The following is a 25347-nucleotide window of genomic DNA, read 5'->3' as shown; positions in this document are numbered from 1 at the left end:
GACCCGCACGCGTCGCGGCGTCCCACGGCGCGTTGATCTTGACAATGTTCCTATTTTGTGCCCATAAGCCGCCACCTGTCCACGGCGCTTCGGGAGCGATCCCGGGGCGTCCTTCGGGGGTCCGTGCGGTGGCTGACCGGGCGGATCCGGGGACGGGGCGGCGCCCGCGTCGGTGGCTCTCAGCCGCCATCGCCCTCGCCGGTGACCGCTGAAACGGAGTCGCAGGACCGGGGCGCCGGCAAGACGCCGCGACGAGACAGACGGCACCGGCCGGGGGAGGCGCCCGGTCGATGCCGCGGGGCGCCGCGGGGATCGGATCCCGCGCGTATCATGGCCGACACAGGGTTCCCGCGGCGTCCCGCGTCCCTCGTCGCGTCACCTGGGCCATGCCCCCGGCGCAACAGGCGCGCGGGGACGATCACCCATGTCCGAGGACAGGCCGGGGCAGGCCGGATGGGGCAGGGATGCGCGGAGATGCGCCGCACCGTTGTTCCCTCGCCCGGAAAATCGGTCTACACGGCCGCTCCCCCGAAGACGGACCCGCAAGACGGACCCCGAAGACGCTTACCTGCCGCGTATGCAGGACTGAGCCTGGAGAGCCTGAACCATGCCGATTCTCACCTTCCCCGACGGCAACACGCGGGAGATCGCCGCCGGCACCACCGGCCGCGCCGTGGTCGAGGGCATCGCCAAGTCGCTGGCCAAGCGGACCGTCGCCATGGCGCTCGACGGCACGGTCGCCGACCTCGACGACCCGATCGCCCGCGACGCCCGCATCGAGTTCCTCGACCGGACGGACCCGCGCAGCCTGGAGCTGATCCGCCACGATTGCGCCCACGTGCTCGCCGAGGCCGTGCAGGCGCTCTGGCCGGACACGCAGGTCACGATCGGCCCGGTGATCGAGAACGGCTTCTACTACGACTTCTACCGTGAGACCCCGTTCACGCCCGACGACTTCCCGAAGATCGAGGCGAAGATGCGCGAGATTATCTCGCGCGATGCGCCCTTCACCAAGGAAGTCTGGACGCGCGCGGACGTGCGGGCGCTGTTCGCCGGCAAAGACGAAAAATTCAAGGTCGAGCTGGTCGACGCGATCCCGCCGGGCGAGGATCTGAAGATCTACCGCCAGGGTGACTGGTTCGACCTCTGCCGCGGCCCGCACATGACCTCGACCGCCAAGGTCGGCACCGCGTTCAAGCTGATGAAGGTCGCGGGCGCCTACTGGCGGGGCGATTCGAACAACCCGATGCTGACCCGCATCTACGGGACCGCCTGGGCCTCCCAGGCCGATCTCGACGATTACCTGCACCGTCTGGAGGAGGCCGAGCGTCGCGACCACCGCCGCCTCGGCCGCGAGATGGACCTGTTCCACTTCCAGGAGGAGGGGCCGGGCGTCGTCTTCTGGCACGCCAAGGGCTGGACGATCTTCCAGGAGCTGATCGCCTACATGCGCCGCCGCCTGCGCGGCGACTACGCCGAGGTGAACGCCCCGCAGATCCTCGACAAGGCCCTGTGGGAGACCTCCGGCCACTGGGGCTGGTACCGGGAGAACATGTTCGCCGCGCAGTCGGCCGGCGAGGAGGCCGAGGACAAGCGCTGGTTCGCCCTCAAGCCGATGAACTGCCCGGGCCACGTGCAGATCTTCAAGCACGGGCTAAAATCCTACCGCGACCTGCCCCTGCGCATGGCCGAGTTCGGCGTGGTCCACCGCTACGAGCCGTCCGGCGCCATGCACGGGCTGATGCGCGTGCGCGGCTTCACGCAGGACGACGCCCACGTCTTCTGCACCGAGGACCAGCTCGCCGACGAGTGCCTGAAGATCAACGACCTGATCCTCTCAACCTACGCGGATTTCGGCTTCGACCAGATCGTCGTGAAGCTCTCGACGCGCCCCGAGAAGCGCGTCGGCTCCGACGCCCTCTGGGACCACGCCGAGGACGTGATGACCCGCGTGCTGGCGCAGATCGAGGAGCAGTCGGCCGGACGGATCAGGACCGCGGTCAACCCGGGGGAGGGCGCGTTCTACGGGCCCAAATTCGAGTACGTGCTGCGCGACGCGATCGGCCGCGACTGGCAATGCGGGACCACGCAGGTGGACTTCAACCTGCCCGAGCGGTTCGGCGCCTTCTACATCGACGCCGACGGCGCAAGGAAGCCGCCCGTGATGGTCCACCGGGCGATCTGCGGCTCGATGGAGCGCTTCACCGGCATCCTGATCGAGCATTTCGCCGGCCACTTCCCCCTCTGGCTGGCGCCCGTGCAGGTGGTGGTGGCGACGATCACCGGCGAGGCCGATCCGTACGCCCGGGACGTCATCCGCGCCCTGGAGCGCGCGGGCCTGCGGGTGGAGGCGGATCTGCGCAACGAGAAGATCAACTACAAGGTCCGCGAGCATTCCCTCGCCAAGGTGCCGGTGCTGCTGGCCCTCGGAAAGCGCGAGGCGGAGGAGCGGACGGTCTCGATCCGGCGGCTGGGCAGCCAGCAGACCCGCACCCTTCCCCTGACCGAGGCGGTGGCGGCCTTCGTGGCCGAGGCGACCGCCCCGGACATCCGCCGCGCCGAGGCCGTCGCCGAGACGGTCCCGACCAGCGACACGGTGCTCGACGGCCATCACGGCGTGCATGCCACGCCGTGATCCGACCCCGGGTCGTCGGACCCGGGCCGTCGACGGTCGAGGCGGCGGGCAGCCGGCGCCTCGACGTGCGGGCAGGGCGGGCGCGCAAAGGATCGTTCAACGCATGGTCCTTTCGTCAAGGTTGGCGAAAGGAATCCCATTCTATCAGGAACCGGGATTAATTTCCGGGCCGCCGATCCGTTGGTCGTGCGACCGCCGATGTCGGGCTCTTCGGGGGAATGGCCATGGCGGCGCGGGCGGACTGGGCGGCGATGAAGCGGGCGCGGCGCCATCGCCAGGCGGTCCGCGACCGGCGGCAGGACGGGCTCGGCCGCACGCGCCAGCTCGGCGCCGGAATCGTCCAGGCGCTGGACGCGCTCCCGCACGGCCTCTGCGTATTCGATGCCGCCGACCGGCTGCTGTTCGTGAATGACGGCTTCCGGCGCCTGTTCGGCCCGGGCGCGGACCGGGTCAGGCCCGGCCTGCATGCCCGGGACGTGGGCGCGACGGGACTCGCCGGAGCCGACGGGGCTCCCTCCGGCCTCTGGGCGGCGCGCCGGCGGCTCCTCGCCCGGGGCACGGCCGATGCGGTCGTGCAGGTGCTTCCGGACGGGCGCCAGATCGCGATCACACTGCACCCGCAGGCGAAGGGCGGCTGGACCGTCCTGTGGGAGGACGTGACCGAGTGCCGCCGGGCGGAGGCGCTCCTGCGCTACATGGCCCACCACGACCCGCTCACCGGATTGCCGAACCGCTACCTGTTCGCGGCCCGCCTCGACCGGGCGCTGGCGACCCTCGATCGCGCGGCCTGCGCGCTGCTGTGCGTCGACCTCGACGGCTTCAAGCCGGTGAACGACCGCTACGGCCACGCCGTGGGCGACGCGCTGCTGCGGCAACTGGCCGATCGCCTGCGGGAGGGCCTGGGGGAGGGGGACATCGCCGCGCGGCTCGGGGGCGACGAGTTCACCATCCTCCTGAGCAACGCGGCGCCGGCACCCGCGCTCGGCTTCGCCCTGAACCTCCAGGCGCGCCTCGCCGAGCCCTACGATCTCGGGGCGGGATCGCCGATCCGCATCGGCGCGGCGATCGGCGTGGCCTGCGCCCCGCTGAACGCCACCCGGGCGCAGGGCCTGACGGAGCGGGCCGACGCGGCGATGTACGAGGCCAAGCGGCTCGGCCAGCCCTGCCTGTGGGATGCGGCGCTGATCCTGGGCACGCAGCAGCCCGGCCACGCGGCCGCCCTCTGATGTGTCGCGGAACACGCGCGCCGCGAAAGCTTGGGCTTATCTCATCTCCACACCGCGAACACAGTCGCGAACCGAAGGAGATCGACGATGAGCTGGACCAACCGCATCACCCTGGCGGCCACCCTGATGGGCGGCGCCATCGCGTTGACCCTGTACGCGCAGGGCCTGTCGCTGCCGGCGCACTTCGTCTGAGCCCGCGGGGGCGCTCAGCGCGCCTTCTCGTGCTCGCCGAGGCCCACGGCCCTGTAATCGTAGGTCGGGTAGAATTCGGTGCGGTACGCCCCCCAGGCCGTGTCCTCGAGGACGCGGTTGACCTCGCGCAGGCGGGACGCGGGCAGGCGCAGGACGATGATCTGCCCGATCCCCATCACGACGTTCCAGGAGACCACCTCGATGCCCGGAGGCGGGAAGGCCTTGTAGAAGCCCTGCTTGGCGAGCTGCGCGTTCAGCTCCGCCAGGGGGCGGGACTGATCGTGGCGCAGGAAGACCGTCAGCAGCACGGCGTTGTCCGCCGTCGCCGTGGCGGAGCCGACCTGCGGCGGCGGCGCGGTCTGGGCCGTCGCCAAGCCCGCAGGGCAGAGCACCATCAGGGCCGCCACGAGCGGGCCGACCAGACCTGTTGACTGTCCCATGCGATCTCCCCCGGCCCTGCGCCGTGCCAGCCCCGGTCAACGCGGCGGGGCGCGACGCTCTCCACGCCGCGTGCGACGGCCGCTCCGTCAGCCGGCCTCGACATCGTAGGAGAGGCGAAGGCGCAGGCGAACGGTGCCCTGCTCGTCGCGCACGGCGATCACGTAATCCTGCCGCTCCATCGGATCGGTCAACCCCTGCGCCAACCGGGTCAGGATGCGAACGGCCTGAGCCCGCGCGGCAGCGAGGTCCGGAAGATCGAAGCCGTCCCGGTCGCGCACCAGGTTGGCGCCGTCGTGGAGATCGATGAAATAGCGGGGCACGGATGCGGGCTCGGCGAGCAGGGGGCTCGCAAGATTCGGTCTCCGTTGTTTCTACGTAGTTTCCCGCGGACCGCAATCCGGCGTCCCCCGTGTCGCACCTTGAGACGCGGCCGCGGATGCGCTCAGGAGCCCAGGAGCGTCTCGGCGAAATCCTCCGGGACGGTCCCGAACTGGCCGAGGATGGTCACGCCCTCGAGCTCACCGGTCTCGTCGTCGGCGACGACTTTGAGGGCCGCCGCGCCCGGCATCCGGGCGGCCAGGGCCTCCGCCTTCTTGAGGGCGCCGAACTCGCTCTGCGCGGGCTCCTGGCGCGCGGGCCGCAGGCGGTTCCGATGCAGCTCGAAGGGCTGCACGAGATAGGTGGTCTTCAAAGCCATTCCGGTCTCCCCCGCGCGGACAGCGATCGCGACTGGACCGACGGCTCGTCCCCCTACAGGCTGCGGGTGGTCACCCCAAGGGCGAGGAGGACATAGGCGCCGATAAAGAACCACTGCCGGTGCGCCACGACCGTACGCCCGACCATGGGAATGCGCGTGTAAAGACTGGCGATGGCAAGGCCGATCAACACGGCCGACACCAGGAATGTGAGCAGGCGCGGGGCGGAGAGTGTGGGCATGATCAATGCTCGCGCCGGGACGCTTACCGAACCGTTACCGGTCAAGCCCGGGGACGAGGGGACGATGCTCTGTCAGCGGCCCCTGAGATCCCGGCAACAGCCCGACCTCGGCCAGCCACAGCGCCATGATCGCCCCTGCCAAAAGCGTTGCCAGAGAGGCCAAGCGCCCGGTCCATCGCCGCAGGACGATCATCGCCGTCACAACGGCCAGGAGGATGAGGAGAAGCGCGAGCATCAGCATCGACGCGCCATGCCATGGCAAGTCAGCCGCGTCACCGCAGAAGATGATGGAACGACCGGCCCTCGCCGGCAGCCCGGCAAAAATCGTCAGATTCAGCTTCTGATCGTTTCGCGCTGCGAAAACACTACTGCAGTTGATAGGACCGCCGCAGCTGCGGCTGGAAGTTTTCCGCCGCGCACGCCCAGAAATCCCCGTCGATCGTCCGAAGCGAGCGCACCAATCACGCGCGAGATTCCGGCCGCCGAGCGCTTTTGTAACTTGCATTCAGCGCGCAAAGGTAGCAAATCCCCTGTGAGGGGCACACTAGGAACCTTACAGTGAGAGAAGAAACCACAGGGCCCAACTCCAACTTCATCGAGCTGGCGGGCGATATCGTCGCCGCCTACGTGTCGAACAATCCGGTCCCGGCCGCCGAATTGCCGGCTCTGATCGCGCGGGTGCACGGTGCGATCAGCGGGCTCGTCGCCGGGACGCTGACGGCGGAGTCCGGGACAGCATCCCCGGCCGATGTTGAGAAGCCAAGTGCGGCCCAGATCCGCAAGTCGGTCCGGCAGGACGGTATTGTCAGCTTCATCGACGGCAAGACCTACAAGACGCTCAAGCGCCACCTGACCAGCCACGGCCTCGACCCGCGCAGCTATCGCGACCGCTACGGCCTGCCGGCCGATTACCCGATGGTTGCCCCGAGCTACGCCGAACAGCGCTCCGCCCTCGCCAAGGCGATCGGCCTGGGCCAGCCCGGCGCCATGGCCGAGCGCGAGCGCAAGGGCCGTAAGGCCGCCTGAGCGGAACGCCTCCGGGGGCGCCCCGCGCAGGGCGCCTCCCTGAAGACCGACCGCGCATCACCCATACAGTCTGCCGCATCACCCGGCCGCGATCCGCAAATACCGGAGCGCGGAAGGCCTGCGGCATGGCCGTGCCGGACCTGACCGGAATCGTTGCATCGCCGCCACATCTGTCCACGACATCGCAGGACACGGACAAGCTGCCACACTCTGCACAAAGCAGATGCGCACGCCGAAGCCCGGAGATGTTACCGAGGGGTTCGGCGAGATGAAGCGAGAGCAGACGATGACGAGTTCGGTCGTGCCGTTCCCGGCGCACATCGCGCCCACGATCGCGGACGAGGACACGGCTTCGATTATCGCCGTGCTGCAGGATCAGCTGGCGCTGGCGCGCGAGGGTCGGCTGCGTTCGGTGGCGATCGTCTCCGTCTCGGCGGACGGCGAGGCGATCGGCACGCAATGGTCCTGCAAAAGCACGGATATCAGCAGTCTGATCGGCAAGCTGACCGTCCTGACCCATGACATGATGGCCGCCCGGAAATGATCGACCGGACCTGACGGGTGCTCCCGCGGGATCGCCCGCATACGACCGTGACGACAGGCGGGCGCTGCCCTCGTCCCATGCGGTGATCCAGACGCGCGGTCCGGCTTCGGACCGGAGGAGTGCCGCCGCATGAGACACGCCCTGCTCGCAGTCCTGCTGGCTGCAACAGCGTTGCCCGACGCGGCTTCGGCCGCCGAGGACCCGAAGGCTGCCAAGCGGACCGAGACGATCGAGGGCCTCGTGCGGATCGTCGGCGCGCAGGCCGGTATCGTCCTGTACTGCCGCAAACTCTACACCATCGACGACACGGTCTCCGAGAGCCTGTCCCGGACGGTCCGCCGCGCCCTCGACGCGAGCCTCGGCCACCGCCGAACCCAGAGCGCCATCGCCGAGGAGGGTCGGCGCGTGGCGGCCGAGATCGCCGCGGTGGGCGCGGAGCAATGGTGCGCCGACCAGCGGGACATCATGAATACGGACGGCATCCGCGTTTTCGTCGACTGAGTGAGTTCAGGAGCGCTGGCGAGGAACGCCCCTCGAAATTGGCAGCTCTCGCGGTGGATTCGTCTGGAGCCCCGCGCCCAGGTCAGATCATGCGGGCGCTCCGACTTTATGTTCCGCAATGCAGAACAGATTATCGTCTTGTTCGCTACCGCGCCGTCTGTCATGTTTTAAAGACGGATGCGCCTGAACAGATCACGCCGGTCGTAGTCATCCGCACAAGAGCCCTCAAGGGCCGCGAGACCGGCGGAAGAGGAAACGCCATGTCTCGACCGATCTATCTGGCCATTGCGCTCGTCATCTGCGGAGCGGCCGTCACGCTGTTCACCTTCCTCCGCGCTCCTCAGTCGAAGGAATTCGCCGGCTGGGATGTCGCCTTCATGAGCGGCATCGGCGCCGTCGCCCTGGGCTTTCTCACCACCCTCGTCGAAGTCATCACCGGTTAGCGTCACGGGCCGCCACGCGCGCGGCCTCTCCGACGGAGATCCGAGCCTCCCGGCTTCGCCGCGCATCGATCCGGCAGCCGGGACGCGCATGCCGTTCGGCTTCTCCCAGCGGATCACCCGAGATCACGAAATCCACAGGACCGCCGGCATCCTGACAAGTTGATGCATTTTCCAAACCCGGCCTGAACCCGGGAGCCCGATCCTGCCGGGCACAGGTTTCCGAGGCGGTGATGTTCGAACGACGCAGCGCGCCACGCACACTTCTGAATGAGACCGGCAGCATCTCGGTGGATGAGCACCGAAGCCTGCCCTGCATCGTCTACGACCGGTCCGCCGGGGGCGTGCGGATCGCCCTCCCGGACGCCGAGATCGTGCCAGACAGGTTCGTCTTGAGCATCGATGCCAGCAACGAGATCCTCGTGTGCCGGGCTGTCTGGCGCAAGACGGAAGAGATCGGGGCAGCCACCGACGTTCCCGAAGCCGCGCACCCGAGCCGATCGAACCTCCGACGCGAATTGGAGGCGATCTGACGTCTCCGGCCGGCGGCCGATCCTCCCTCGGCGGGCGCACCTCCGTCGGACGCGCATGCTCCCTTCACTGGCCAGGATCCCGCGAGCGCTGGGACGGACCAGTCACGAAGTTCCGTGCGACGAACCGCGTCACTCCCAATCGATGTTCAGAGAGCGTTCGAAGGCGGCCGCAGTCAGCTCTTTGCCCCTCGGGTCGGAGACCGTGATCTCGCGGAAGCCGCGCCGGGCCAGCTCCCAGGTCTTCTCCATGGCCTGCTCGTCAGTCCCGCAGGCGAACGTCATGACGCGCCCGGACGGATCAATCCCCTTAACGGTGAACACGCCACTCTCCCTGCTCGCGCCTCCCATATAGCGCTGCGCGCTCCATCCCGCCTCCCACCATCGTGAGGCCGACGCCGGACCCGCCGACTGACCGTCGCGTTGCCAAGGGGGAAGGGGAGATCCCATGACCAACGCACGCGAAACCGCAGCCCGGCCGAACCGTGATCCGGCTCCGTGCGATCCGGAGGCCCCGACCCCGAGATCAGAACGCCTCGATATCCCGGCGACGCTCCGGGGCGAGGATCCGGAGGTTGGCGTCGCGCAGAAGGGCAATGGCGAGGATGCGATCGTTCGGCGCGAGACCGAGATCTGACGTGTCGCTCGGCCGTGCGCCGGTCCACGGACGCACGGGGCCGCGCAATCCCTGTCCGAAGCGGCCGAGATCCAGGCTGCATACGCCCGAGGGCGTTTCGACACTCTGCGGGCGCAGACCAAAAGGATGGGGGCTCTTCCCTCGGGCGCACACAGGCAGGGAGCGGAGCGTGTCCGCACCGCGTTGCCCCAGGGCGCCGAGGAGGCCCACAGGGCGATGGAACAGGGATGGGACGCAGCTCAAGAGGCAGCCGCGGCAGCCCAGCGGCCACCGACGAGGCATCCGCTTGAGCGGATCCCCGAGGGGCCGCAGAGTCAGTGAGCCGGCAGCCCGGCGATGGGCTACCGGTCGTGGTCGGACGCGGAGTCGGACATGATGTACGGGGAGGTTGGCCGCTTGGCAGATGAAAGCCTGCGGCTGGGTCTGCGGCAGGCCGAGAATGCCGTGCTGCTGATGATGGCGACACAGTATGCGTGGGCACATCTGTGGTTCGAGGGCTACCGCGCGGCAGGGACCGCCCTCAGCGCCGAACGCGATCAGCAGGCGCGGATCCGGCGCCTGATCCGCCGCGGCGTGTCCCCCGCGGTGGCGGCTCAGAGCCTGCATATTGTCTGAAGAAGCGCCGGAGAGGGGGCCGCCCGAGGGCGACGCATCTCCGGCGGCGGACTCAGCGGCGCGGCTCCGCGGAGGCCTGAACCATCGACCGGCCCAGGGACGAGACCGTCCGGCCGAGGACCGCGGGAGCCGAGACGGGCTGGGGCGTCGTGGTCAGGTCGTGGATCGCGCGGACCTGCTGGGCAGTCCGAGCCTGGTCCCGATAGAGCGGCGGCGTCAGGTGCAGGCGCTCGTCGGCCGTAGCGAGGCCCGTGAAGGCGGCCGAGGTGAGCGCGGCCGACGCGAGGATGAGAATCGTGCGCATGGTGCGTCTCCGTTTCGATCGCAGCGCCGAGCGCAGGATTCGCTCGGCCAGCGCATAAGACCACGGATTTGTGCGTTGCGATATGCGTTTTGCGCATTGCATCATAACGTGAGTCCAGCACGGTAATGCAGTGTTCGCGACAATTCCGGAGGCATCCGTTCAGCCGGACCTCGTCAGTTCCATGCATTCGATGCAAATGAACTAAACTTCCGATAAGGCATTCTCAAAGTAAAATTGCTGCATCGCATCATTTAATTTCACAGCCCGAGCTCGGATCGTCTGGCGTAGCTGCGCAAGCGTGCCCGTCGCCGTGGATCTCGGTGCGGACACGAATCGGCAACACGCGCGCCAGATCCACGTCACAGAAGCCCGGTAGAACTCCGCACAACGCAGAGCCGCATGGGCCCGCCTATGACGCCCGCCGATCTCGATAAGGAAGCCGAGCTGACCGTTTGGCCCAGGCGCTCGCCTGGCCGGTCCGCGGAGGGTCGCCCCTTCGCGACCGTCCGCGAAGCCCTCGTGGTCGCCCTCCAGGCGCTCGAAACCGGGGAGGCGCAGCCCTGGATTATCACCGAGGCCGGCGACATCCTCTCGCCGCGCTGGATACGAGCTCATTCACGGGCGAGCGCGCTGCAATAGTCGACCCGGCATCCGCGGGGTGATCAGCAGCCGATGCAGATATCGCGCACCACGTGCTCGTGTCGCGGACCGGTGCGCTGGTTCGGGAGATGGCCTTCGATCGAAGAGAGGCCGCTACCCAGAGCCCGCAGCCGCCGGCGATCGGCGGTCAGGTCGAGTTGAGCCTGAGCCGGGGCGGCCGCCCCCGGTACAGGCGATGGCGCGGGCTCGGAAGCCCCGCTGGCCATGCCGGGATCGGGAGGCGTCAGGGCCATACCGGGCACCGGCGCCGTCTGCGCGAACTCCCCCGCCTGCCCCGAGAGGGGCGTGACCACCAGGCCTGCGACGAAGAGCCGGCTCAGCAGATGCATCACACGCTCCTGGCTCCGAAGCGATCCGGCGACGAACCCCGTACCGCTGGGATCACGCCGGATCTGTTCCTGCCCGCATCGCTGTCGGGGATGGGCCTGCATTTTGGTGTGCGGCACGCACCGGCGCCGCGCCATTCATCCCTTCGGCGGAGCGCCGTCAGTCCGGCTCAATAGGCCCGGCCATAGAAGGGCTGGGAGACTGGGTGATAGCGGTCGCTGACCGGCCACGTGTAGGGCTGGTCCCTGCCGGTACGCAGGCTCGAGCGGAACTTCGGCTCGGCGAAGCCGATGCCGTGCAGGCCCGTCGTGGTATTGGCACCGTGAGCCTTCGACCCGGCATCGCGTGCCAGGGCGGCGCCCGAGACCCCCAGAACGAGAGCGACCGCGAGCGAGACGCGGCCCAGAACGACGTTCATCTCTGCCTCCTGTCCCGGCCGAGGTGCCGGAACAGAGTGAACGGCAGCGGTTCGGCCGGGTTCCGGACGCTCGCGCGGCTCAGAACGCGCTGCCGCCGATGCAGGCCTCGGCCGGAAGCCCGCCGCAGGTATCGCCGCCGCGCCGCCGATGCCGGCACCGCCGACCGCGCCGCCACCGGACGGCGTGGTGTTCGCCGACCGGATCGGGTCGAGCACCTGGGGTGCTGCGGCGATCGCGGCTCCGCCGGTCCCGATCCCGCCGGCGCCCGCCGGCACGACGGCCGTCGCACCTCCACCGGAACGTAGGGCTGTCTCGGCTCCGAACGGCGTGAACGGGCCGACCGTCGAGGGCACGGCCCCGGAGGTGCTGGTGGCCGCACTGACGACACCGGTCGACCCGGACGCCAGGGTCGCCCCTGTGGCGGGCGTCGCTCCGGAGAGCGCGCCGGTGCTCGTGCCGGTGGCCAGACCCGAGCCGTTTCCGAAGCCGGACCCGGCCGTGGCCGCACCAAAGGCGGCGGTCGTCGAGGGAACCGTGTTGGCGGTCTGGCCCGTGCCAAGGGCCACGCCGCCCACGAGGCCCCGCGTGCCGCTGATCGACGACAGCGCGCTCCCCGAGATCGACCCGCGCACCGCACCCGACGCGGCGCTGAAGCCGTTCCGCGTGCCGGTCGCGCCGATCGCTCCGGCGGTCCCGAGCGTGGCCGACGTCGCGCCGGTGACGCCGGCCCCGCCGGTCGTGCCCGAAGCCGCGGCACCGAGTTGACCCACCCCGGTCGAGGATCCGATGCGGCCGCCTCCGCCGCCCGCACCCCCGAGGCTGAGCTGGCCGGCATTCACGAGGCCGCCGGTCTGCGCCGAGAGGGTCGGAAACGGGCCGGTGGTGGCGCTCCCGCCGAGACTGAGCTGACCGGGATTGGCGATCGCCGTGATCGGCTCCAGCGAGGCCGAACTCGGCACCGTGGCGGTGGCCGAGAGGCTCTGCGCCGCGGCCGGAACCGCGAGGGGCACCAGCAGGGCGGCGGCGAGGATGGACCGCATGGCACGCTCCGCGGACGGGGACAGGAGTGTCGCCGACAAACCGGGAGGCATCCGGCGGGTTCCGGCGGCGCACCGACGCGGGACGCGGAAAGGAACCGTCCGGCCTTCATGCTGCCGGAAAGGCGGTGTGCTCTCACGGGCTGATCCGCCCGAACCGGCGTGCCAACCTGCGATCGTGCCGTTGCCCGAATTTTTCGCCCAAGGCTTGCGTAGCGCCGGTTGGCTCGCCGGCCTGCCGGCGCTCGCGTTGATCTGGGCGAGCGCGTCCCTCTATGCCGCCCCGCGGATCGCCGAGCGGCTCGAAGCCGAGGGCGCGGGCGTCGCGGCCGGCACCGCCACGGCCACCGGCGAGCCCTGGCTCCGGCTCGGGGCGAGCGGTCGCGACCTCCGGGCGGCCGGCGAGGCGCCGGACGTCGCCGAGCGGGCCACCGTTCTGTCCCGCCTCGCCGCGCTGGACGGGCCGCGTCGCATCATCTCGGAGGTGGGCATCGTCGAGACCGCGACCCCCTTCCAGTGGGCCGCGATCCGCACCGGCCCCAACCGGATCGCCCTGGAGGGCAGCCGCCCCGTGGAGATCGGCCGACGGGCGCTGGAGGCGCGGATCACTGGCGCCCTCGAGCCCGGCACCAGCCTCGACGACACGGCCCGGGCCGCCCGGGGGGCGCCGCCGGATTTCGCCAGCGCGGCCGCGTTCCTGGCGACCCGGCTCTCCGGCCTCGCCAAGGGCGGCCGGGCGGCCCTCAGCGACACCGTGCTCAGCCTGTCCGGCGAGGCCCTCGACGTGCCCGCCTACGAGGCCCTGCGGGCGGCCCTCTCGGACCCGCCGGAGGGGTTCAGCATCGGGCGGATCGAAATCCTGCCGCCCAGGGTGGCGGCGTACCGGTTCGCCCTGGAGAAATCGGCCCGGGGCCTCGTCCTCGACGGGTTCGCCCCCTCGGCGGCCGACCGCGAGGCCGCCCTGCACGCCGCCACCGAGGCGGCGGCCGGCGGCGCCGTGGAGGATCGGCTCCTGGCGGCCCGTGGCCTCGACCCGGCCATCGACCCGAAGAGCCTCATCGCCTTCGCGTTCAAGCTCGCCGAGCTGATCCAGTCCGGCGCGGTCGAGTTCAAGGACGGGGCGGTCTCGGTGACCGGCGACGCGATCGATGGGCAGGCCATCCCCGACGCCGCAGCGCTGATGCGCGACGGCCGGCCCGCGGGCGTCGCGGCCGGGACGGTGGCGCTCACGGCGCGGCCGCTCTCGCCMTACCGGGTGGCGATCCGCCGGACGGCCGATGCCGTCACCGTCACCGGCCACATGCCCGACACCGCGACCCGGGAGCGGGTCTTGGCCGCCCTGCGCCCGCGCCTGTTCCGGGAGTCGGTCATCGACCGTACCCGCCTCGCCGACGGCGCCCCGCCAGATCTCGGGGATGCGCTGGCCGCCACCGCGCCCCTGGTGACGAACCTCGCGGACGGGACCGTCTCGGTCTCGGACCGCGCCCTGACCCTGACCGGCGAGAGCCTCTACCGGGAGGGCGCCGCCCGTGCGCCCGACCGGCTGGCCGAGGCGCTGCCCCCCGGCTGGACCGCCCAGGCCCATGTCACGGCCCGGGACGCGGCCGAGCGGCGCGACCCGGCGACCTGCCGTGCCGACGTCTCCGCCGTCCTGGCGGGGGCCGACCTGCGCTTCCCCACGGGGGGCGCGGTCCTGACGCCGTCCTTCTACCCGACCCTCGACGCCCTCGCCGCCCTGGCCAAGACCTGCCCGTCGCTGCGCATCGCGGTCACGGGACCGGCCGACCCGGCCAAGCCGCCTCCGACGCCGGCCGCCGGACCGGCCGCGGGGGAGGGCGTGCCCGCCGTCGCACCGGCCCAGGTCGCCAGCGCCGCCAAGCCGGACGCGCAGGCACCGCCCACGGTGCCCGGGAAACCCGCCGCGGAGGCGAAGGACGTGGCCAAGGCCGGTTCCTCCAAGGCCAACACAACCGAGGCCGACGCCTCCGGGAAGGACACCGCCAGGGAGCGGGGCAAAGCGGATCACGGCAAGCCGGATCACAACAGGGCCGAGGCCGGCAAACCGGCTTCGACCAAGACGGATGCGGCCAAGAAGGAGACGGCCGCGCACGGCAAGGCGGCGGCGAGGAAGCCCGCCGAGACCCCGGAGGAGCCGCCCCTCGACCTGCCGCGGCTGCGCGCCCAGGCGGTGGTGGAGTATCTGCTCCAGGCCGGCGCCCGGCCCGAGCAGGTCGGCGCCGGGCCGGACGGGCCGGCGGGACCCGTCGTCTTCGCGCTGCTGCCGTGAGAGAAGCCCCCTCCGCCGCGCGCCCACCCGCCGGGCCGCGCCCATCCGCACGCCACCATCGCGCCCGCAGGGAGGCCGCACGGCCGTGACGCTGCTGCTTGTCGGATTCTGGCCCGGACTCGCCGGGGCGGCCGCACTCGGCCTCGTGGTCGGGGCGCTGGTCGGCTGGCCGGACCGGCTCGCCGCCTCCCTGGGGCTCTGCGTGGTCGCGGGGCTCCTGACCGCGGCGGCCCTAGCCGGGTTCGTGCCCGGCCTGCCCGGCCTGTGGCTGGAGGGCGCAGGCCTGATCCTGCCGGTCTACTGCGCGGGCTGCATCCTCGGGGCGCTGGGGCGGCGCGTCGTCAAGCGGGCGTAACGCCCAGGGAACCGGGGCGCCCCTAGGCGGCGTTCCTTCGGCAACAGGGCCACGGAGCCCGCCCCGAACCCGGAGAGGCCGCGATGCCCAGGACCGTCGAACGTCCCCATCCCGCGAAACGCCGCGCCATTCGCCTGCCGCGCCCCCGCGCCGGCGCAGCCGCCACGGGCCTGTTCCTGGCCGGACTGATCCTCTCGGCCGCCACGGTGCCCCTCGTCGAGTCCGCCGACGCTACCACCGCCACCACGCAGGCCGCGCTTATCGCTCCGGTCCGCTGAGCGAGGCAACCCGCGCCCGTCCCGAATTGTTGTTTGCCCGGGCTCGCCTTCGGGCCTCGGGGAGACGGCCATGGGACTGCTCGAATCGGCGATCGGCGGCGTGCTCGGTCAGGTGTTCGGCGGGCAGAAGCAGGGGGCCGGGGGCATGTCGCCCCTGGTGAAGGCCCTGCTGATGCTGCTGCTCGCCAAGGGCGCCAGCGGCGGCTTCGGCGACATCTTCGGGCGCGGGCATCAGGGCGAGCCCGGCCCCGAGGCCGACCGCTCCGGCGGCGCCGGACCCTACGGGCGCGATCCCGGCCAGCACCCCGCCGATGCCGGCGGACGCCGCCCGGATGACAACGGCGACATCGGCGGCTTCGACCAGTATGGCGGCCGCCGCGACGGCGGCCCGGGCGGGCCGGTAGACCGGTCCCTGCCGCCCGGCGATTTCTCGGATCTCTCCGGCATGCTCGACGGCCCCGGCGACGCATCGGCCCCGAGCCGCGCCGCCCCGGACGGGCAGGGGGATCTCGGCGGCCTCGACGGGCTCGTGGACCGGTTCCGCCAGGGCGGACTCGGCGACGTGATCGAGTCCTGGATCGGCCACGGCGCCAACCGCCCGGTGGCCCCGGACCAGCTCGCCCGGGCGCTCGGCCCCGACACGGTGGACACCCTCCAGAGCCAGACCGGTTTGGATCGCGCGACGCTGCTGTCGCAGCTCGCTCAGGCGCTGCCGGAGGTGGTGCACACGCTTACCCCGCAGGGGCGGGTGCCGGGGGAGGCGGAGCGGCGGGGGTGGTAGCCGGACGACTATTCGGGAGGCGCGCGGCGCGTCTGACAGCGCACCATATCGCGAACTCATCCTGAGGTGCCGGAGCGCAGCACAGGCCTCGAAGGAGCCGTCCAATCAGCACCGCGATCTCTGGAGCCCTCCTTCGAGGTTGCTGCGCAACAGTTCAGGATGGAGGCGAGCGCGGGACCTGTGTCGTAGGTCTCACGCAACCAGCGTCGCGGATTATAGGATGAGCGTTTGCGCAGGCGTGATCGCCGGGTGAGAGACAGCATCCTGCACGCAGATTAATATTGGACTATATGCTTTACCAATTTTTCGATGAAAAGCTCACGTTGATCGACTGAAGAGCCGTGGTCAGGATGTATTTTTCTGAACACCGCTCTCGGCGCGCGCGATCCGAGATGTTCAGGATAATCCTAGGCCGTTCGACCCGCTAGACAGCGATCTCGACGGAGCTCGTCGCATTGGCAAACACGCGACGAGTTTCAGACCCGTGCTAAACTCTACTGCACGGACGAGCACAGCCTGTCCTCATGCAACGGACGCTTTCTGCAGCAACGCCGCAGCATTCCGTACGCCAGATGGCGGAAAGATCTTCCAGAAGACCTGCAGAGCGTAACGAAATGAGACGGCGACGCGCTTACACCACCCGCCGCATCACCAAACTTGCATTCGTCCCACCAAACCCGAACGAGTTCGACAGCACGACATCCACCTGCTTCCGCTTCGCCTCGAACGGCACGAGGTCGATCTTGGTCTGGACGGAGGGGTTGTCGAGGTTGAGCGTCGGCGGGATGACGTTGTCGCGCAGGACGAGGATCGAGAAGATCGCCTCCACCGAGCCGGCGGCGCCCAGCAGGTGGCCCACCGAGCTCTTGGTGGACGACATGGTGGCGGTGGCGGCGGCATCGCCCAGGAGGCGCTCCACGGCCTTCAGCTCCAGCTCGTCGCCCATGGGCGTCGAGGTGCCGTGGGCGTTGATGTAGCCGATCTCGGCGGGTGAGATCCCGGCCCGCTTCACCGCGGCGCTCATGCAGCGGAAGGCGCCGTCGCCGTCCGGGGAGGGGGAGGTGATGTGGTAGGCGTCGCCCGAGAGGCCGTAGCCCACCACCTCGGCGTAGATCCGCGCGCCGCGGGCCTTGGCGTGCGCGTACTCCTCCAGCACCACGATGCCGGCGCCCTCGCCCATGAGGAAGCCGTCGCGGTCGCGATCGTAGGGGCGGGAGGCCTTCTCGGGCGTGTCGTTGAAGCCCGTGGTCAGCGCCCGGCAGGCGGAGAAGCCCGCGATCGAGAGGCGGTTCACCGGCGATTCGGCGCCGCCCGCCACCATCACGTCGGCGTCTCCGAGCGCGATCAGGCGGCTCGCGTCGCCGATGGCGTGGGCGCCCGTGGAGCAGGCCGTCACCACGGCGTTGTTCGGCCCCTTCAGGCCGTGAGCGATCGAGACCTGGCCGGAGGCGAGGTTGATGATCCGGCCCGGGATGAAGAACGGCGAGATCCGGCGCGGTCCCTTCTCGTGGAGGGTCACGGAGGCGTCGTAGATGCCGCCGATGCCGCCGATGCCGGAGCCGATCAGCACGCCGGTGGCGCACTGGTCCTCGTGGCTCTTGGGCGCCCAGCCGGCATCCTTGAGGGCCTCGTCGGCCGCCGCCATGGCGTAGACGATGAACGGATCGACCTTGCGCTGCTCCTTGGGCTCCATCACCGCGTCGGGGTTGAAGGTGCCGTCGGTGCCGTCGCCGAAGGGGATCTGGGCCGCGATGCGGCAGGGCAGGTCGGCGGATTCGAAGCCGCGGATCGGGCCGGCGCCGCTGTCGCCCGCGATCAGCCGGCTCCAGGTGTGCTCGACCCCGCTGCCCAGCGGCGTGACCATCCCCAGACCCGTGACCACCACCCGCCGCATCGCAACCGTCCCGTCTTGAGGCGCTTCCCCGCCGCCGACGGCCGGGGGCCCCCGCGGGGCCGGAGCGCATCCTGAACAACCGAATGAGGCAGGATCCGGTCCGCCCTGGGGCGTCGCGGCGCGCAGCCTCGAAACGCATAACGGCGCGGGGGCTGTTTCGCCTCACCCGCGCCGCGTGAAATCGAACCCGGCGACTTTAGGCGGCGGAATTCTTTTCCAGGAACTTCACGGCGTCGCCCACCGTCTGGATCGTCTCGGCCGCGTCGTCCGGGATCTCGACGTTGAATTCCTCCTCGAAGGCCATCACCAGCTCGACCGTGTCGAGGCTGTCGGCACCGAGGTCGTCGATGAAGTTGGCGCTCTCGACCACCTTCTCGGGCTCCACGCCCAGGTGCTCGACGACGATCTTCTTCACGCGCTCAGCGATATCGCTCATCGGTCTTCCGTCCTCGTCCTTTTGGTCTGTCAGTCTTCTCGGGGTGGTGCCGTGGCCGCGTCGCGCCCCTGCGGGCTTGTTGTGACGGGCCGGTGTCCGATCGCGCGTGCTTCGAGGTGAACCGGCGCGTGAGCCGGGATGCCCCCGCCGGGGGGCCTTGGACTGAAAACCCGCTGAACCGTCAACCCCCTGTACGGCTGCGGGGCGTGGTAGCACAGGGTTCCCGCCCTGGCGAGGGGCCGTTCAGAAACCCTTCATGGGTGTGGCACTTGCGTGTCGGCGGGGGTGATTCGGGCGCGGTTTCGACGGGTCCGGGGCCGGTCTAGTACATCGCCATCCCGCCATTCACGTGCAGCGTGTGGCCGGTGACGTAGCCGGCCTCCGCGGAGGCGAGGTAGATGCAGGCCGCCGCCACCTCGGCGCCCTCACCGAGCCGCCCGGCGGGCACGCGGGCCAGGATGCCCTCGCGCTGCTTCTCGTTCAGGGCATCGGTCATGGGCGAGCTGATGAAGCCCGGGGCGACGCAGTTGACCGTGATTCCCCGCGAGGCGACCTCGGCGGCGAGCGCCTTGGTCATGCCGACGAGGCCGGCCTTGGCGGCGGCGTAGTTGCCCTGGCCGGGATTGCCGGTGCTGCCGACCACCGAGCCGATGTTGACGATCCGCCCGGAGCGGCGGCGCATCATGCCCTTCACGGCGGCCCGCGACAGGCGGAAGGCGGCGGTGAGGTTGACGGCGAGCACTTGCTCCCACTCCTCGTCCTTCATGCGCATGAACAGGTTGTCCCGGGTGATGCCGGCATTGTTCACGAGGATGTCCAGCGGACCGATCGCGGCCTCGGCGGCCGGCACGAGGCCCTCGACCGAGTCCTTGTCGGAGAGGTCGGCGGCGACGGGGCTCGCGCGCTCGCCGAGTTCGGCCGCCAGCGCCTCCAGGGCCTGGGGGCGCGTGCCCGACAGCGCCACGGTGGCGCCCTGGGCGTACAGAGCCCGGGCGATCGCCTGGCCGAGGCCGCCGGTGGCGCCGGTGACGAGGGCCTTGCGGCCGGAGAGATCGAACATGCGGGGCTCCTGTGGAATCAGAGCGCGAAGGCGGCGACGTCCGCGGGCGTGCCGATTGCGGTGGCGCTCGCCTGGGGCGCGATGCGCTTGACGAGGCCGGTGAGCACCTTGCCGGCACCGAGTTCGTGGAACCGGTCGACGCCGGACGCCGCCATGGCGGCGACGCTCTCGCGCCAGCGCACGGTGCCGGTGACCTGCTCGACCAGGGCCGTGCGGATCGCCTCCGGGTCGGAGACCGGGGCGGCCATGACGTTGGCGTACAGGGTGACGCGCGGGGCCTTCAGGGTGACGGCGGCGAGCGCCCGGGCCATGGCGTCGGCAGCCGGGGCCATCAGGCGGCAGTGGAACGGCGCCGAGACGTTGAGCAGGACGGCGCGCTTGATCCCGCGGCTGGTGGCGATGCCGATGGCGCGCTCCACCGCCGGCCGGTCGCCCGAGAGCACCACCTGACCACCGCCATTGTCGTTGGCGACGTCGCAGACCGCGCCGTCGCCGGCCTCGTCGGCGGCGGCCTCGGCCACCGACCGGGCCGCCTCGACGTCGGTGCCGATCAGCGCCGCCATGGCGCCGGCGCCCGGCGCCACCGCCGCCTGCATGGCCTCGCCGCGCAGGCGCAGGAGCCTGGCGGCGTCCGCGACCGTGAGGCTGCCGGCGGCCGCGAGGGCGGCGTACTCGCCGAGCGAGTGGCCGGCCACGCAGGCCACGTCACGCGCGAGGTCGAGGCCGCGCTCGGCCTCCAGCACCCGCAACACCGCGAGGCTCGCCGCCATCAGGGCGGGCTGGGCATTGGTGGTGAGGGTCAGGTCCTCCGCCGGCCCCGCGAACATCAGCCGCGACAGGTTCTGGCCCAGGGCGGCGTCGACCTCGTCGAGCACGGCCCTGGCCTGCGGGAAGGCCTCGGCGAGGTCCCGCGCCATGCCGACCGCCTGGCTGCCCTGACCCGGAAAGATGAGTGCGCGCATGGTGCGTCCTGATCGCCGGCACGATCGGCGCGCGGACGCCGCCCGTGTCGGCCGAAACTCTGGGATGGCGGGCGCACTCGCACCCGCGGCCGCGGGTGTCAACAATGCGTCGCACCATGCCGCCCCAGGTGACGCCTCAGATGCCGCCCCACCGCGCGCGCCCGTCCGGCCCGGGACGCCCCACTGGCGCGCGCCCTGCGCAACCCGCTGTGCTTGTTGCACAACGGCATCCGGTGTAGAGTGCCGGCATACCCGACATCACCCGTCGCTCAAGCCCAAGGAGCCGCCCCGCATGGCGCGCGTCACCGTCGAAGACTGCATCGAGAAGGTCGAGAACCGCTTCGAGCTGGTGCTGCTGGCGAGCCACCGAGCCCGCCTCCTGGCTGCCGGCGCCCCGCTGACCATCGACCGCGACCGCGACAAGAACCCGGTGGTGGCCCTGCGCGAGATCGGCGACGAGACGATCACGGCCGATGACCTCAAGGAGCAGCTGATCCACTCGATGCAGAAATACGTCGAGGTGGACGAGCCGGAGGCCGAGACCGTGCCGCTGCTGTCGAGTTCGCCGGCCGCCGCCGCGGTGGCACCGCAGTCCTCCAGCGACGACGCGGCGGTCCAGTTCGACCGCATGAGCGAGGAGGATCTCCTGCGCGGCCTCGAGAACCTCGCCCCGCCGGTCGAGACCGACGACGAGGGCGAGTGAGCCGGAGCACGTGGGCCTGGATGCGCACGACCTGACCGAGACCGGACCCGGCGGAGACGCCGGGTTCTCTCGTTCCGACACCGGCGCGGCGCCGGCCGGTTTTCCCCCGCCGGGGACTGGCGCCGGCACGGCGGTTGCGGAACAATCGCGTGTGATCCCGACCCCGCGCAGCACCCAGGACTCGGCCCCGTCGCGCCGGATGATGCGCCAGTACGAGCTCGTCGAACGGGTCAAGCGCTACAACCCGGCCGCCGACGAGGCGCTGCTCAACCGCGCCTACGTGTACGCCATGCAGGCGCACGGCACGCAGAAGCGCGCCTCAGGCGACCCCTTCTTCGCCCACCCCCTCGAAGTCGCGGCGATCCTCACGGATCTCCACCTCGACGACGCCACCATCGTGGCCGCGGTGCTGCACGACACCGTCGAGGACACCGAGGCGACCCTGGACGAGATCCGCCGGCTGTTCGGGTCGGAAATCGGCGCCCTGGTGGACGGCCTGACCAAGCTCAAGCGGCTCGACCTCGTGTCGAAGCAGGCCGCGCAGGGCGAGAACTTCCGCAAGCTGCTGCTCGCGGTCGCGGCGGATGTGCGCGTGCTGCTCGTCAAGCTCGCCGACCGCCTGCACAACATGCGGACCCTCCAGCACATGCGGGAGGACAAGCGCCACCGCATCGCGCAGGAAACCCTCGACATCTACGCGCCGCTCGCCGGCCGGATGGGCATGCAGGAGCTGCGCGAGGAGCTGGAGGATCTGGCCTTCCGCAACATCGAGCCGGAGGTCTACGCCACCATCACGCAGCGGCTGGCGCGGCTCACCGCCAAGTCCGAGAGCGTGGTCGAGACCATCGCGCAGGTGCTGACCGACAAGCTCGGGGCTCAGGGGATCACCGCGGAGGTGAGCGGCCGGCAGAAGCGGCCGTTCTCGATCTGGTCGAAGATGGAACGCAAGTCCGTTGCCTTCGAGCAGCTCTCCGACATCTTCGGCTTCCGCGTGGTCGTCGACACCGTGGAAGAATGCTACGCGGCGCTGGGCATCGTCCATACCAGCTGGCCGATGGTCCCGGGCCGGTACAAGGACTACGTCTCGACCCCGAAGCAGAACGATTACCGCTCGATCCACACCACGGTGATCGGGCCGAAGAGCCAGCGCGTCGAGCTGCAGATCCGCACTCGCGCCATGGACGACATCGCCGAGTACGGCATCGCCGCCCACGCCCACTACAAGGAGATCGGCTCCGAGCTGATCAAGGATCCGGGACGCGAGGGCAGCGTGCATCCGCGGCTCGCCGCCGAGAGCGGCGCCTATCAGTGGCTGCGCCGGACCATCGAGCTGCTCGCCGAGGGCGACAGCCCGGAGGAGTTCCTGGAGCACACCAAGCTCGAGCTGTTCCAGGACCAGGTGTTCTGCTTCACCCCGAAGGGCCGGCTGATCGCCCTGCCGCGGGGGGCGACGCCGATCGACTTCGCCTACGCCGTGCATACCGATGTCGGCAACACTGCGGTCGGCGCCAAGATCAACGGCCGGATGGCGCCGCTGCTGCACGAACTCGCCAACGGCGACGAGGTCGAGATCAGCCGCTCGGACGGGGCCTCCCCCCCGGCGGCCTGGGAGTCCCTCGTAGTGACCGGCAAGGCCCGGGCGGCGATCCGGCGGGCGACCCGGGCCGCCGTGCGCCGGCAATATGCCGGGCTCGGACGCCAGATCCTGGATCGGGCCTTCGAGCGCGCGGCCAAGACCTTCTCGGAGGACAAGCTCCGCGGCGCCCTTCCGCGGCTCGCCCGGGCGACCACCGAGGACGTGTTCGCCGCCGTGGGGCGGGGCGAGATGTTCTCGGGCGACGTTGTCCGGGCCGTCTATCCCGACCACCGCGACGAGCGTCGGCCTTCCCCTGCGCAGGGGGTCGTCAACGGTGCGGGCCGCCTCGTCCGGTCGGCGGACCAGACCATGCGGCTGACCTTCCCGGGCGCCGAGGGCGGCAAGGACGGCCAGACCGAGGACCGGAGCGACGCGATCCCGATCCGGGGCCTCGCGGGCGACCTGCCGGTGACCTTCGCGCCGAATGGCGGCGCGGTCCCGGGAGACCGGATCGTCGGCATCCTGACGCCGGGCGTCGGCGTCACTGTCTACCCGATCCAGTCGGCGGCGCTCGCCGCCTTCGACAACGAGCCCGAGCGCTGGCTCGACGTCCGCTGGGACACCGAAGGACTCGGCGGCGAGCGCTTCCCCGCCCGGCTGGCGCTGAAGTCGATCAACGAACCGGGCGTGTTCGCCCAGATCGCCCAGGTGATCGCCGACCATGACGGCAACATCGACAATATCTCGATGAAGCGCCGGACCCAGGACTTCACCGACATCACGATCGACCTGTCGGTCTGGGATCTCCAGCATCTCAACGCGATCATCGCCGAGCTGCGCGGCAAGCGCCCGGTCAACAGCGTGGAGCGCGTGAACGGCTGAGGCCGCGGGCCGCAGCCGGACGCATCTGAGGTTTACAGGATCGACCTTCGTAAATCTTTCTCTTCATCACAACAGCCTGCTGCGGCCGGCCTTTCCAGTTCATCAGTCCAGGTTTTCGGGGCCGTACGTTTTCGGCTCTGCTTGACAAGGTCGCGTTTGAAACGAATGGTCCGGCGGCCAGGGCAGCGGTCGCACAGAGATGGACCGCACGGTTTCGCCCCGGATTGCAGAGACTGACGACCGTGATCGCGGCGCACCGCCCCCGGCCGTCGGCCTCGGGCGGACCCTGGCCGTTTGTTCAGACGATTTCTTGTCGCCCCCTATTGTTCGGGATTTGACCTGTTCATGCCAGCCACCCAGCGCAGCGCCATCTTCATCGACGGTGCGAACCTCTATGCCACCACCAAGGCCCTCGGCTTCGACATCGACTACAAGAAGCTTCTTAAGGAATTTCAGTCACGCGAGAACCTCCTTCGCGCATTTTACTACACGGCCATGATCGAGGACCAGGAATATTCTTCGATCCGGCCGCTGATCGACTGGCTCGACTACAACGGCTACCGCGTCGTGACCAAGCCCGTGAAGGAGTTCACGGACTCGATGGGGAGGCGCAAGTACAAGGGCAACATGGATATCGAGCTGGCGATCGATGCCCTCGAACTCAGCCCGCATATCGATCACATGATCCTGTTCTCGGGCGACGGTGATTTCCGCTCCCTGGTCGAGGCGATGCAGCGGCGTGGCGTGAAGGTGACGGTGATCTCCACCATCCAGACGCAGCCGGCGATGATCTCCGATGAATTGCGGCGGCAGGCCGACGAGTTCGTCGACCTCGCGAGTCTTGCGGGCCGGATCGGTCGCGAGCCCGGCGAGCGCCCGGCCCGGCCGGCCGGGGAGGCCCCGAGCCGCTATCGCGGCGAGGGCCGCGCGAACCCGGGCCTGGAGAACCGGTACGGCATCCGCCAGCCGGAGGCCGAGGAATAGGCCCTCACGCGTCCGTCCCGTCGAGCCATGCGAGCACCTGCCGGGCACTCTGATCCGGCGGGAAGACCGGGTAGAAGACCCGGCTGACCACGCCGTCGTCGATCACCAGGGTGAGGCGGCGGAGCAGCACCTGACCGCCCGCCTCGAAGACCGGCAGACGCGCGGCCATCGCGAAGGCCCGGTGCGGATCGGCCAGGAGCGGGAACGGCAGACGCAGCCGCTCGGCCGCCTCCCGCTGGTAGGCGCTGGTCTGGGTCGAGAGGCCGTAGACCTGCGCGACGCCCCGCGCCGTCAACGCGGCGTGGTGATCGCGGAAATCGCAGGCCTGCGGCGTGCAGCCCCGGGCGCCAGGGATTGCGTCCCAATCGGGCGTCAGGCCGGGCTGTCCCGGCTCGCCGGTGCGCGGGTAGGCGTAGGCGACCGTGCGTCCGGCAAGCCGCGCCAGCGAGACGGTTCTGCCGTCCGTGGCGGTGAGCGCCACGTCGGGAAGCCGCATGCCGCGGAGATGATCCGCCGCGCCGTCGTCGACGGGGACGGGCAGGTCGTCGGGCAGGGCGTCGTGGGTGGATGACATGGGTCGCTCCGCAGAATCGCAGGCTTGGGACGCAGCACCGGCGAATCTCGGATCTTGAGACATCACGCGGTCAGCGCCAAGGCGATCGCATTCCGGCCACCGAGA

Annotated in this window: 31 protein-coding genes; 17 read left to right on the top strand and 14 right to left on the bottom strand. The window is 70.4% G+C overall.

The genetic code is table 11. The features are described 5' to 3' along the window. The first annotated feature begins 607 nt into the window (after nt 1–607). Nucleotides 608–2635, top strand: a complete 2028-nt coding sequence (gene thrS, locus ACXJKQ_RS14810; RefSeq protein ID WP_457106481.1) for a threonine--tRNA ligase — start codon at nt 608–610, stop codon at nt 2633–2635. Nucleotides 2636–2859: 224 nt separating this feature from the next. Continuing rightward, a complete protein-coding gene (locus ACXJKQ_RS14805) occupies nt 2860–3861 on the top strand; it encodes a diguanylate cyclase domain-containing protein (RefSeq protein ID WP_457106480.1) in 1002 nt (333 codons plus the stop codon). A gap of 206 nt (nt 3862–4067) precedes the next feature. On the opposite strand, the gene ACXJKQ_RS14800 is transcribed toward ACXJKQ_RS14805, so the two are convergent. The 5 genes from ACXJKQ_RS14800 to ACXJKQ_RS14780 all read right to left on the bottom strand — a co-directional run bounded on the left by ACXJKQ_RS14800 (nt 4068) and on the right by ACXJKQ_RS14780 (nt 5671). After that, nucleotides 4068–4493: a hypothetical protein gene (locus tag ACXJKQ_RS14800; protein ID WP_457106479.1), complete on the bottom strand. Its 426-nt coding sequence runs from the start codon at nt 4491–4493 to the stop codon at nt 4068–4070. A gap of 87 nt (nt 4494–4580) precedes the next feature. Further along, on the bottom strand, nt 4581–4814 hold the full coding sequence (locus ACXJKQ_RS14795; protein ID WP_457106478.1) for a DUF6894 family protein: 234 nt from the start codon (nt 4812–4814) through the stop codon (nt 4581–4583). Nucleotides 4815–4936: 122 nt separating this feature from the next. Next, nucleotides 4937–5191, bottom strand: a complete 255-nt coding sequence (locus tag ACXJKQ_RS14790; protein ID WP_457106477.1) for a hypothetical protein — start codon at nt 5189–5191, stop codon at nt 4937–4939. A gap of 53 nt (nt 5192–5244) precedes the next feature. Next, the gene (locus ACXJKQ_RS14785; RefSeq protein ID WP_457106476.1) at nt 5245–5430 is read right to left on the bottom strand and encodes a hypothetical protein; all 186 of its coding nucleotides are present in this window, start codon (nt 5428–5430) and stop codon (nt 5245–5247) included. Between the two features lie 34 nt (nt 5431–5464). Beyond that, entirely contained in the window at nt 5465–5671 is a 207-nt protein-coding gene (locus ACXJKQ_RS14780) for a hypothetical protein (protein ID WP_457106475.1), read from the bottom strand. 317 nt (nt 5672–5988) lie between these two features. Here ACXJKQ_RS14780 and ACXJKQ_RS14775 point away from each other — a divergent pair, with 317 nt between their 5' ends. From ACXJKQ_RS14775 to ACXJKQ_RS14755, 5 genes are all read left to right on the top strand, one after another. Then, a complete protein-coding gene (locus ACXJKQ_RS14775) occupies nt 5989–6456 on the top strand; it encodes a MucR family transcriptional regulator (RefSeq protein WP_457106474.1) in 468 nt (155 codons plus the stop codon). 286 nt (nt 6457–6742) lie between these two features. Beyond that, nucleotides 6743–7000, top strand: coding sequence for a hypothetical protein (locus ACXJKQ_RS14770; protein WP_457106510.1), 258 nt, complete (start codon nt 6743–6745; stop codon nt 6998–7000). A gap of 129 nt (nt 7001–7129) precedes the next feature. Next, nucleotides 7130–7501 (top strand): hypothetical protein, encoded by a 372-nt coding sequence (locus ACXJKQ_RS14765; protein WP_457106473.1) that lies wholly within the window; start codon nt 7130–7132, stop codon nt 7499–7501. 89 nt (nt 7502–7590) lie between these two features. Continuing rightward, complete coding sequence (locus ACXJKQ_RS14760) at nt 7591–7944, top strand: hypothetical protein (protein ID WP_457106472.1); 354 nt, start codon at nt 7591–7593, stop codon at nt 7942–7944. A 230-nt stretch (nt 7945–8174) separates the two neighbouring features. After that, complete coding sequence (locus tag ACXJKQ_RS14755; RefSeq protein ID WP_457106471.1) at nt 8175–8474, top strand: PilZ domain-containing protein; 300 nt, start codon at nt 8175–8177, stop codon at nt 8472–8474. A gap of 129 nt (nt 8475–8603) precedes the next feature. Here ACXJKQ_RS14755 and ACXJKQ_RS14750 read toward each other — a convergent pair whose 3' ends face one another. Then, the gene (locus ACXJKQ_RS14750; protein WP_457106470.1) at nt 8604–8822 is read right to left on the bottom strand and encodes a hypothetical protein; all 219 of its coding nucleotides are present in this window, start codon (nt 8820–8822) and stop codon (nt 8604–8606) included. Nucleotides 8823–8919: 97 nt separating this feature from the next. On the opposite strand from ACXJKQ_RS14750, the gene ACXJKQ_RS14745 reads away from it, so the two are divergent. Continuing rightward, nucleotides 8920–9108: a hypothetical protein gene (locus tag ACXJKQ_RS14745; RefSeq protein WP_457106469.1), complete on the top strand. Its 189-nt coding sequence runs from the start codon at nt 8920–8922 to the stop codon at nt 9106–9108. A 372-nt stretch (nt 9109–9480) separates the two neighbouring features. Then, on the top strand, nt 9481–9723 hold the full coding sequence (locus ACXJKQ_RS14740; RefSeq protein WP_457106468.1) for a hypothetical protein: 243 nt from the start codon (nt 9481–9483) through the stop codon (nt 9721–9723). A 52-nt stretch (nt 9724–9775) separates the two neighbouring features. Here the strand turns inward: ACXJKQ_RS14740 and ACXJKQ_RS14735 are convergent, their stop codons facing one another. After that, a complete protein-coding gene (locus ACXJKQ_RS14735; protein ID WP_457106467.1) occupies nt 9776–10027 on the bottom strand; it encodes a hypothetical protein in 252 nt (83 codons plus the stop codon). 411 nt (nt 10028–10438) lie between these two features. On the opposite strand from ACXJKQ_RS14735, the gene ACXJKQ_RS14730 reads away from it, so the two are divergent. Further along, nucleotides 10439–10666, top strand: coding sequence for a hypothetical protein (locus ACXJKQ_RS14730; protein WP_457106466.1), 228 nt, complete (start codon nt 10439–10441; stop codon nt 10664–10666). Between the two features lie 23 nt (nt 10667–10689). Here ACXJKQ_RS14730 and ACXJKQ_RS14725 read toward each other — a convergent pair whose 3' ends face one another. Both ACXJKQ_RS14725 and ACXJKQ_RS14720 read right to left on the bottom strand, forming a co-directional pair. Then, nucleotides 10690–11016, bottom strand: coding sequence for a hypothetical protein (locus tag ACXJKQ_RS14725; RefSeq protein ID WP_457106465.1), 327 nt, complete (start codon nt 11014–11016; stop codon nt 10690–10692). Between the two features lie 167 nt (nt 11017–11183). Continuing rightward, nucleotides 11184–12473 (bottom strand): hypothetical protein, encoded by a 1290-nt coding sequence (locus ACXJKQ_RS14720; RefSeq protein ID WP_457106464.1) that lies wholly within the window; start codon nt 12471–12473, stop codon nt 11184–11186. A 205-nt stretch (nt 12474–12678) separates the two neighbouring features. Here ACXJKQ_RS14720 and ACXJKQ_RS14715 point away from each other — a divergent pair, with 205 nt between their 5' ends. From ACXJKQ_RS14715 to ACXJKQ_RS14700, 4 genes are all read left to right on the top strand, one after another. Then, nucleotides 12679–14757, top strand: a complete 2079-nt coding sequence (locus ACXJKQ_RS14715; RefSeq protein WP_457106463.1) for a hypothetical protein — start codon at nt 12679–12681, stop codon at nt 14755–14757. An 85-nt stretch (nt 14758–14842) separates the two neighbouring features. Continuing rightward, nucleotides 14843–15112: a hypothetical protein gene (locus ACXJKQ_RS14710; RefSeq protein ID WP_457106462.1), complete on the top strand. Its 270-nt coding sequence runs from the start codon at nt 14843–14845 to the stop codon at nt 15110–15112. 83 nt (nt 15113–15195) lie between these two features. Beyond that, nucleotides 15196–15390, top strand: coding sequence for a hypothetical protein (locus tag ACXJKQ_RS14705; protein WP_457106461.1), 195 nt, complete (start codon nt 15196–15198; stop codon nt 15388–15390). A gap of 70 nt (nt 15391–15460) precedes the next feature. Continuing rightward, entirely contained in the window at nt 15461–16171 is a 711-nt protein-coding gene (locus ACXJKQ_RS14700; protein ID WP_457106460.1) for a YidB family protein, read from the top strand. A gap of 631 nt (nt 16172–16802) precedes the next feature. Here ACXJKQ_RS14700 and fabF read toward each other — a convergent pair. The 4 genes from fabF to fabD all read right to left on the bottom strand — a co-directional run bounded on the left by fabF (nt 16803) and on the right by fabD (nt 20523). Beyond that, the gene (gene fabF, locus ACXJKQ_RS14695; protein WP_457106459.1) at nt 16803–18065 is read right to left on the bottom strand and encodes a beta-ketoacyl-ACP synthase II; all 1263 of its coding nucleotides are present in this window, start codon (nt 18063–18065) and stop codon (nt 16803–16805) included. Nucleotides 18066–18261: 196 nt separating this feature from the next. Then, on the bottom strand, nt 18262–18501 hold the full coding sequence (locus ACXJKQ_RS14690) for an acyl carrier protein (protein ID WP_007559070.1): 240 nt from the start codon (nt 18499–18501) through the stop codon (nt 18262–18264). Nucleotides 18502–18823: 322 nt separating this feature from the next. After that, complete coding sequence (gene fabG, locus ACXJKQ_RS14685) at nt 18824–19561, bottom strand: 3-oxoacyl-[acyl-carrier-protein] reductase (protein WP_457106458.1); 738 nt, start codon at nt 19559–19561, stop codon at nt 18824–18826. Nucleotides 19562–19578: 17 nt separating this feature from the next. Further along, a complete protein-coding gene (gene fabD / locus ACXJKQ_RS14680) occupies nt 19579–20523 on the bottom strand; it encodes an ACP S-malonyltransferase (RefSeq protein ID WP_457106457.1) in 945 nt (314 codons plus the stop codon). A 292-nt stretch (nt 20524–20815) separates the two neighbouring features. Here fabD and rpoZ point away from each other — a divergent pair, with 292 nt between their 5' ends. The 3 genes from rpoZ (at nt 20816) to ACXJKQ_RS14665 (ending at nt 24668) form a co-directional block, all read left to right on the top strand. Beyond that, nucleotides 20816–21226: a DNA-directed RNA polymerase subunit omega gene (gene rpoZ, locus ACXJKQ_RS14675; protein WP_010685409.1), complete on the top strand. Its 411-nt coding sequence runs from the start codon at nt 20816–20818 to the stop codon at nt 21224–21226. A 199-nt stretch (nt 21227–21425) separates the two neighbouring features. Then, nucleotides 21426–23684: a RelA/SpoT family protein gene (locus ACXJKQ_RS14670; RefSeq protein WP_457106509.1), complete on the top strand. Its 2259-nt coding sequence runs from the start codon at nt 21426–21428 to the stop codon at nt 23682–23684. Between the two features lie 345 nt (nt 23685–24029). Then, the gene (locus ACXJKQ_RS14665) at nt 24030–24668 is read left to right on the top strand and encodes a LabA-like NYN domain-containing protein (RefSeq protein WP_457106456.1); all 639 of its coding nucleotides are present in this window, start codon (nt 24030–24032) and stop codon (nt 24666–24668) included. A 4-nt stretch (nt 24669–24672) separates the two neighbouring features. On the opposite strand, the gene ACXJKQ_RS14660 is transcribed toward ACXJKQ_RS14665, so the two are convergent. Continuing rightward, nucleotides 24673–25242, bottom strand: a complete 570-nt coding sequence (locus ACXJKQ_RS14660; RefSeq protein WP_457106455.1) for a peroxiredoxin — start codon at nt 25240–25242, stop codon at nt 24673–24675. Nucleotides 25243–25347 lie beyond the last annotated feature (105 nt).

Source organism: Methylobacterium sp. P5_C11 (assembly GCF_054049775.1).
This window is presented reverse-complemented; position numbering and strand designations above follow the sequence as displayed.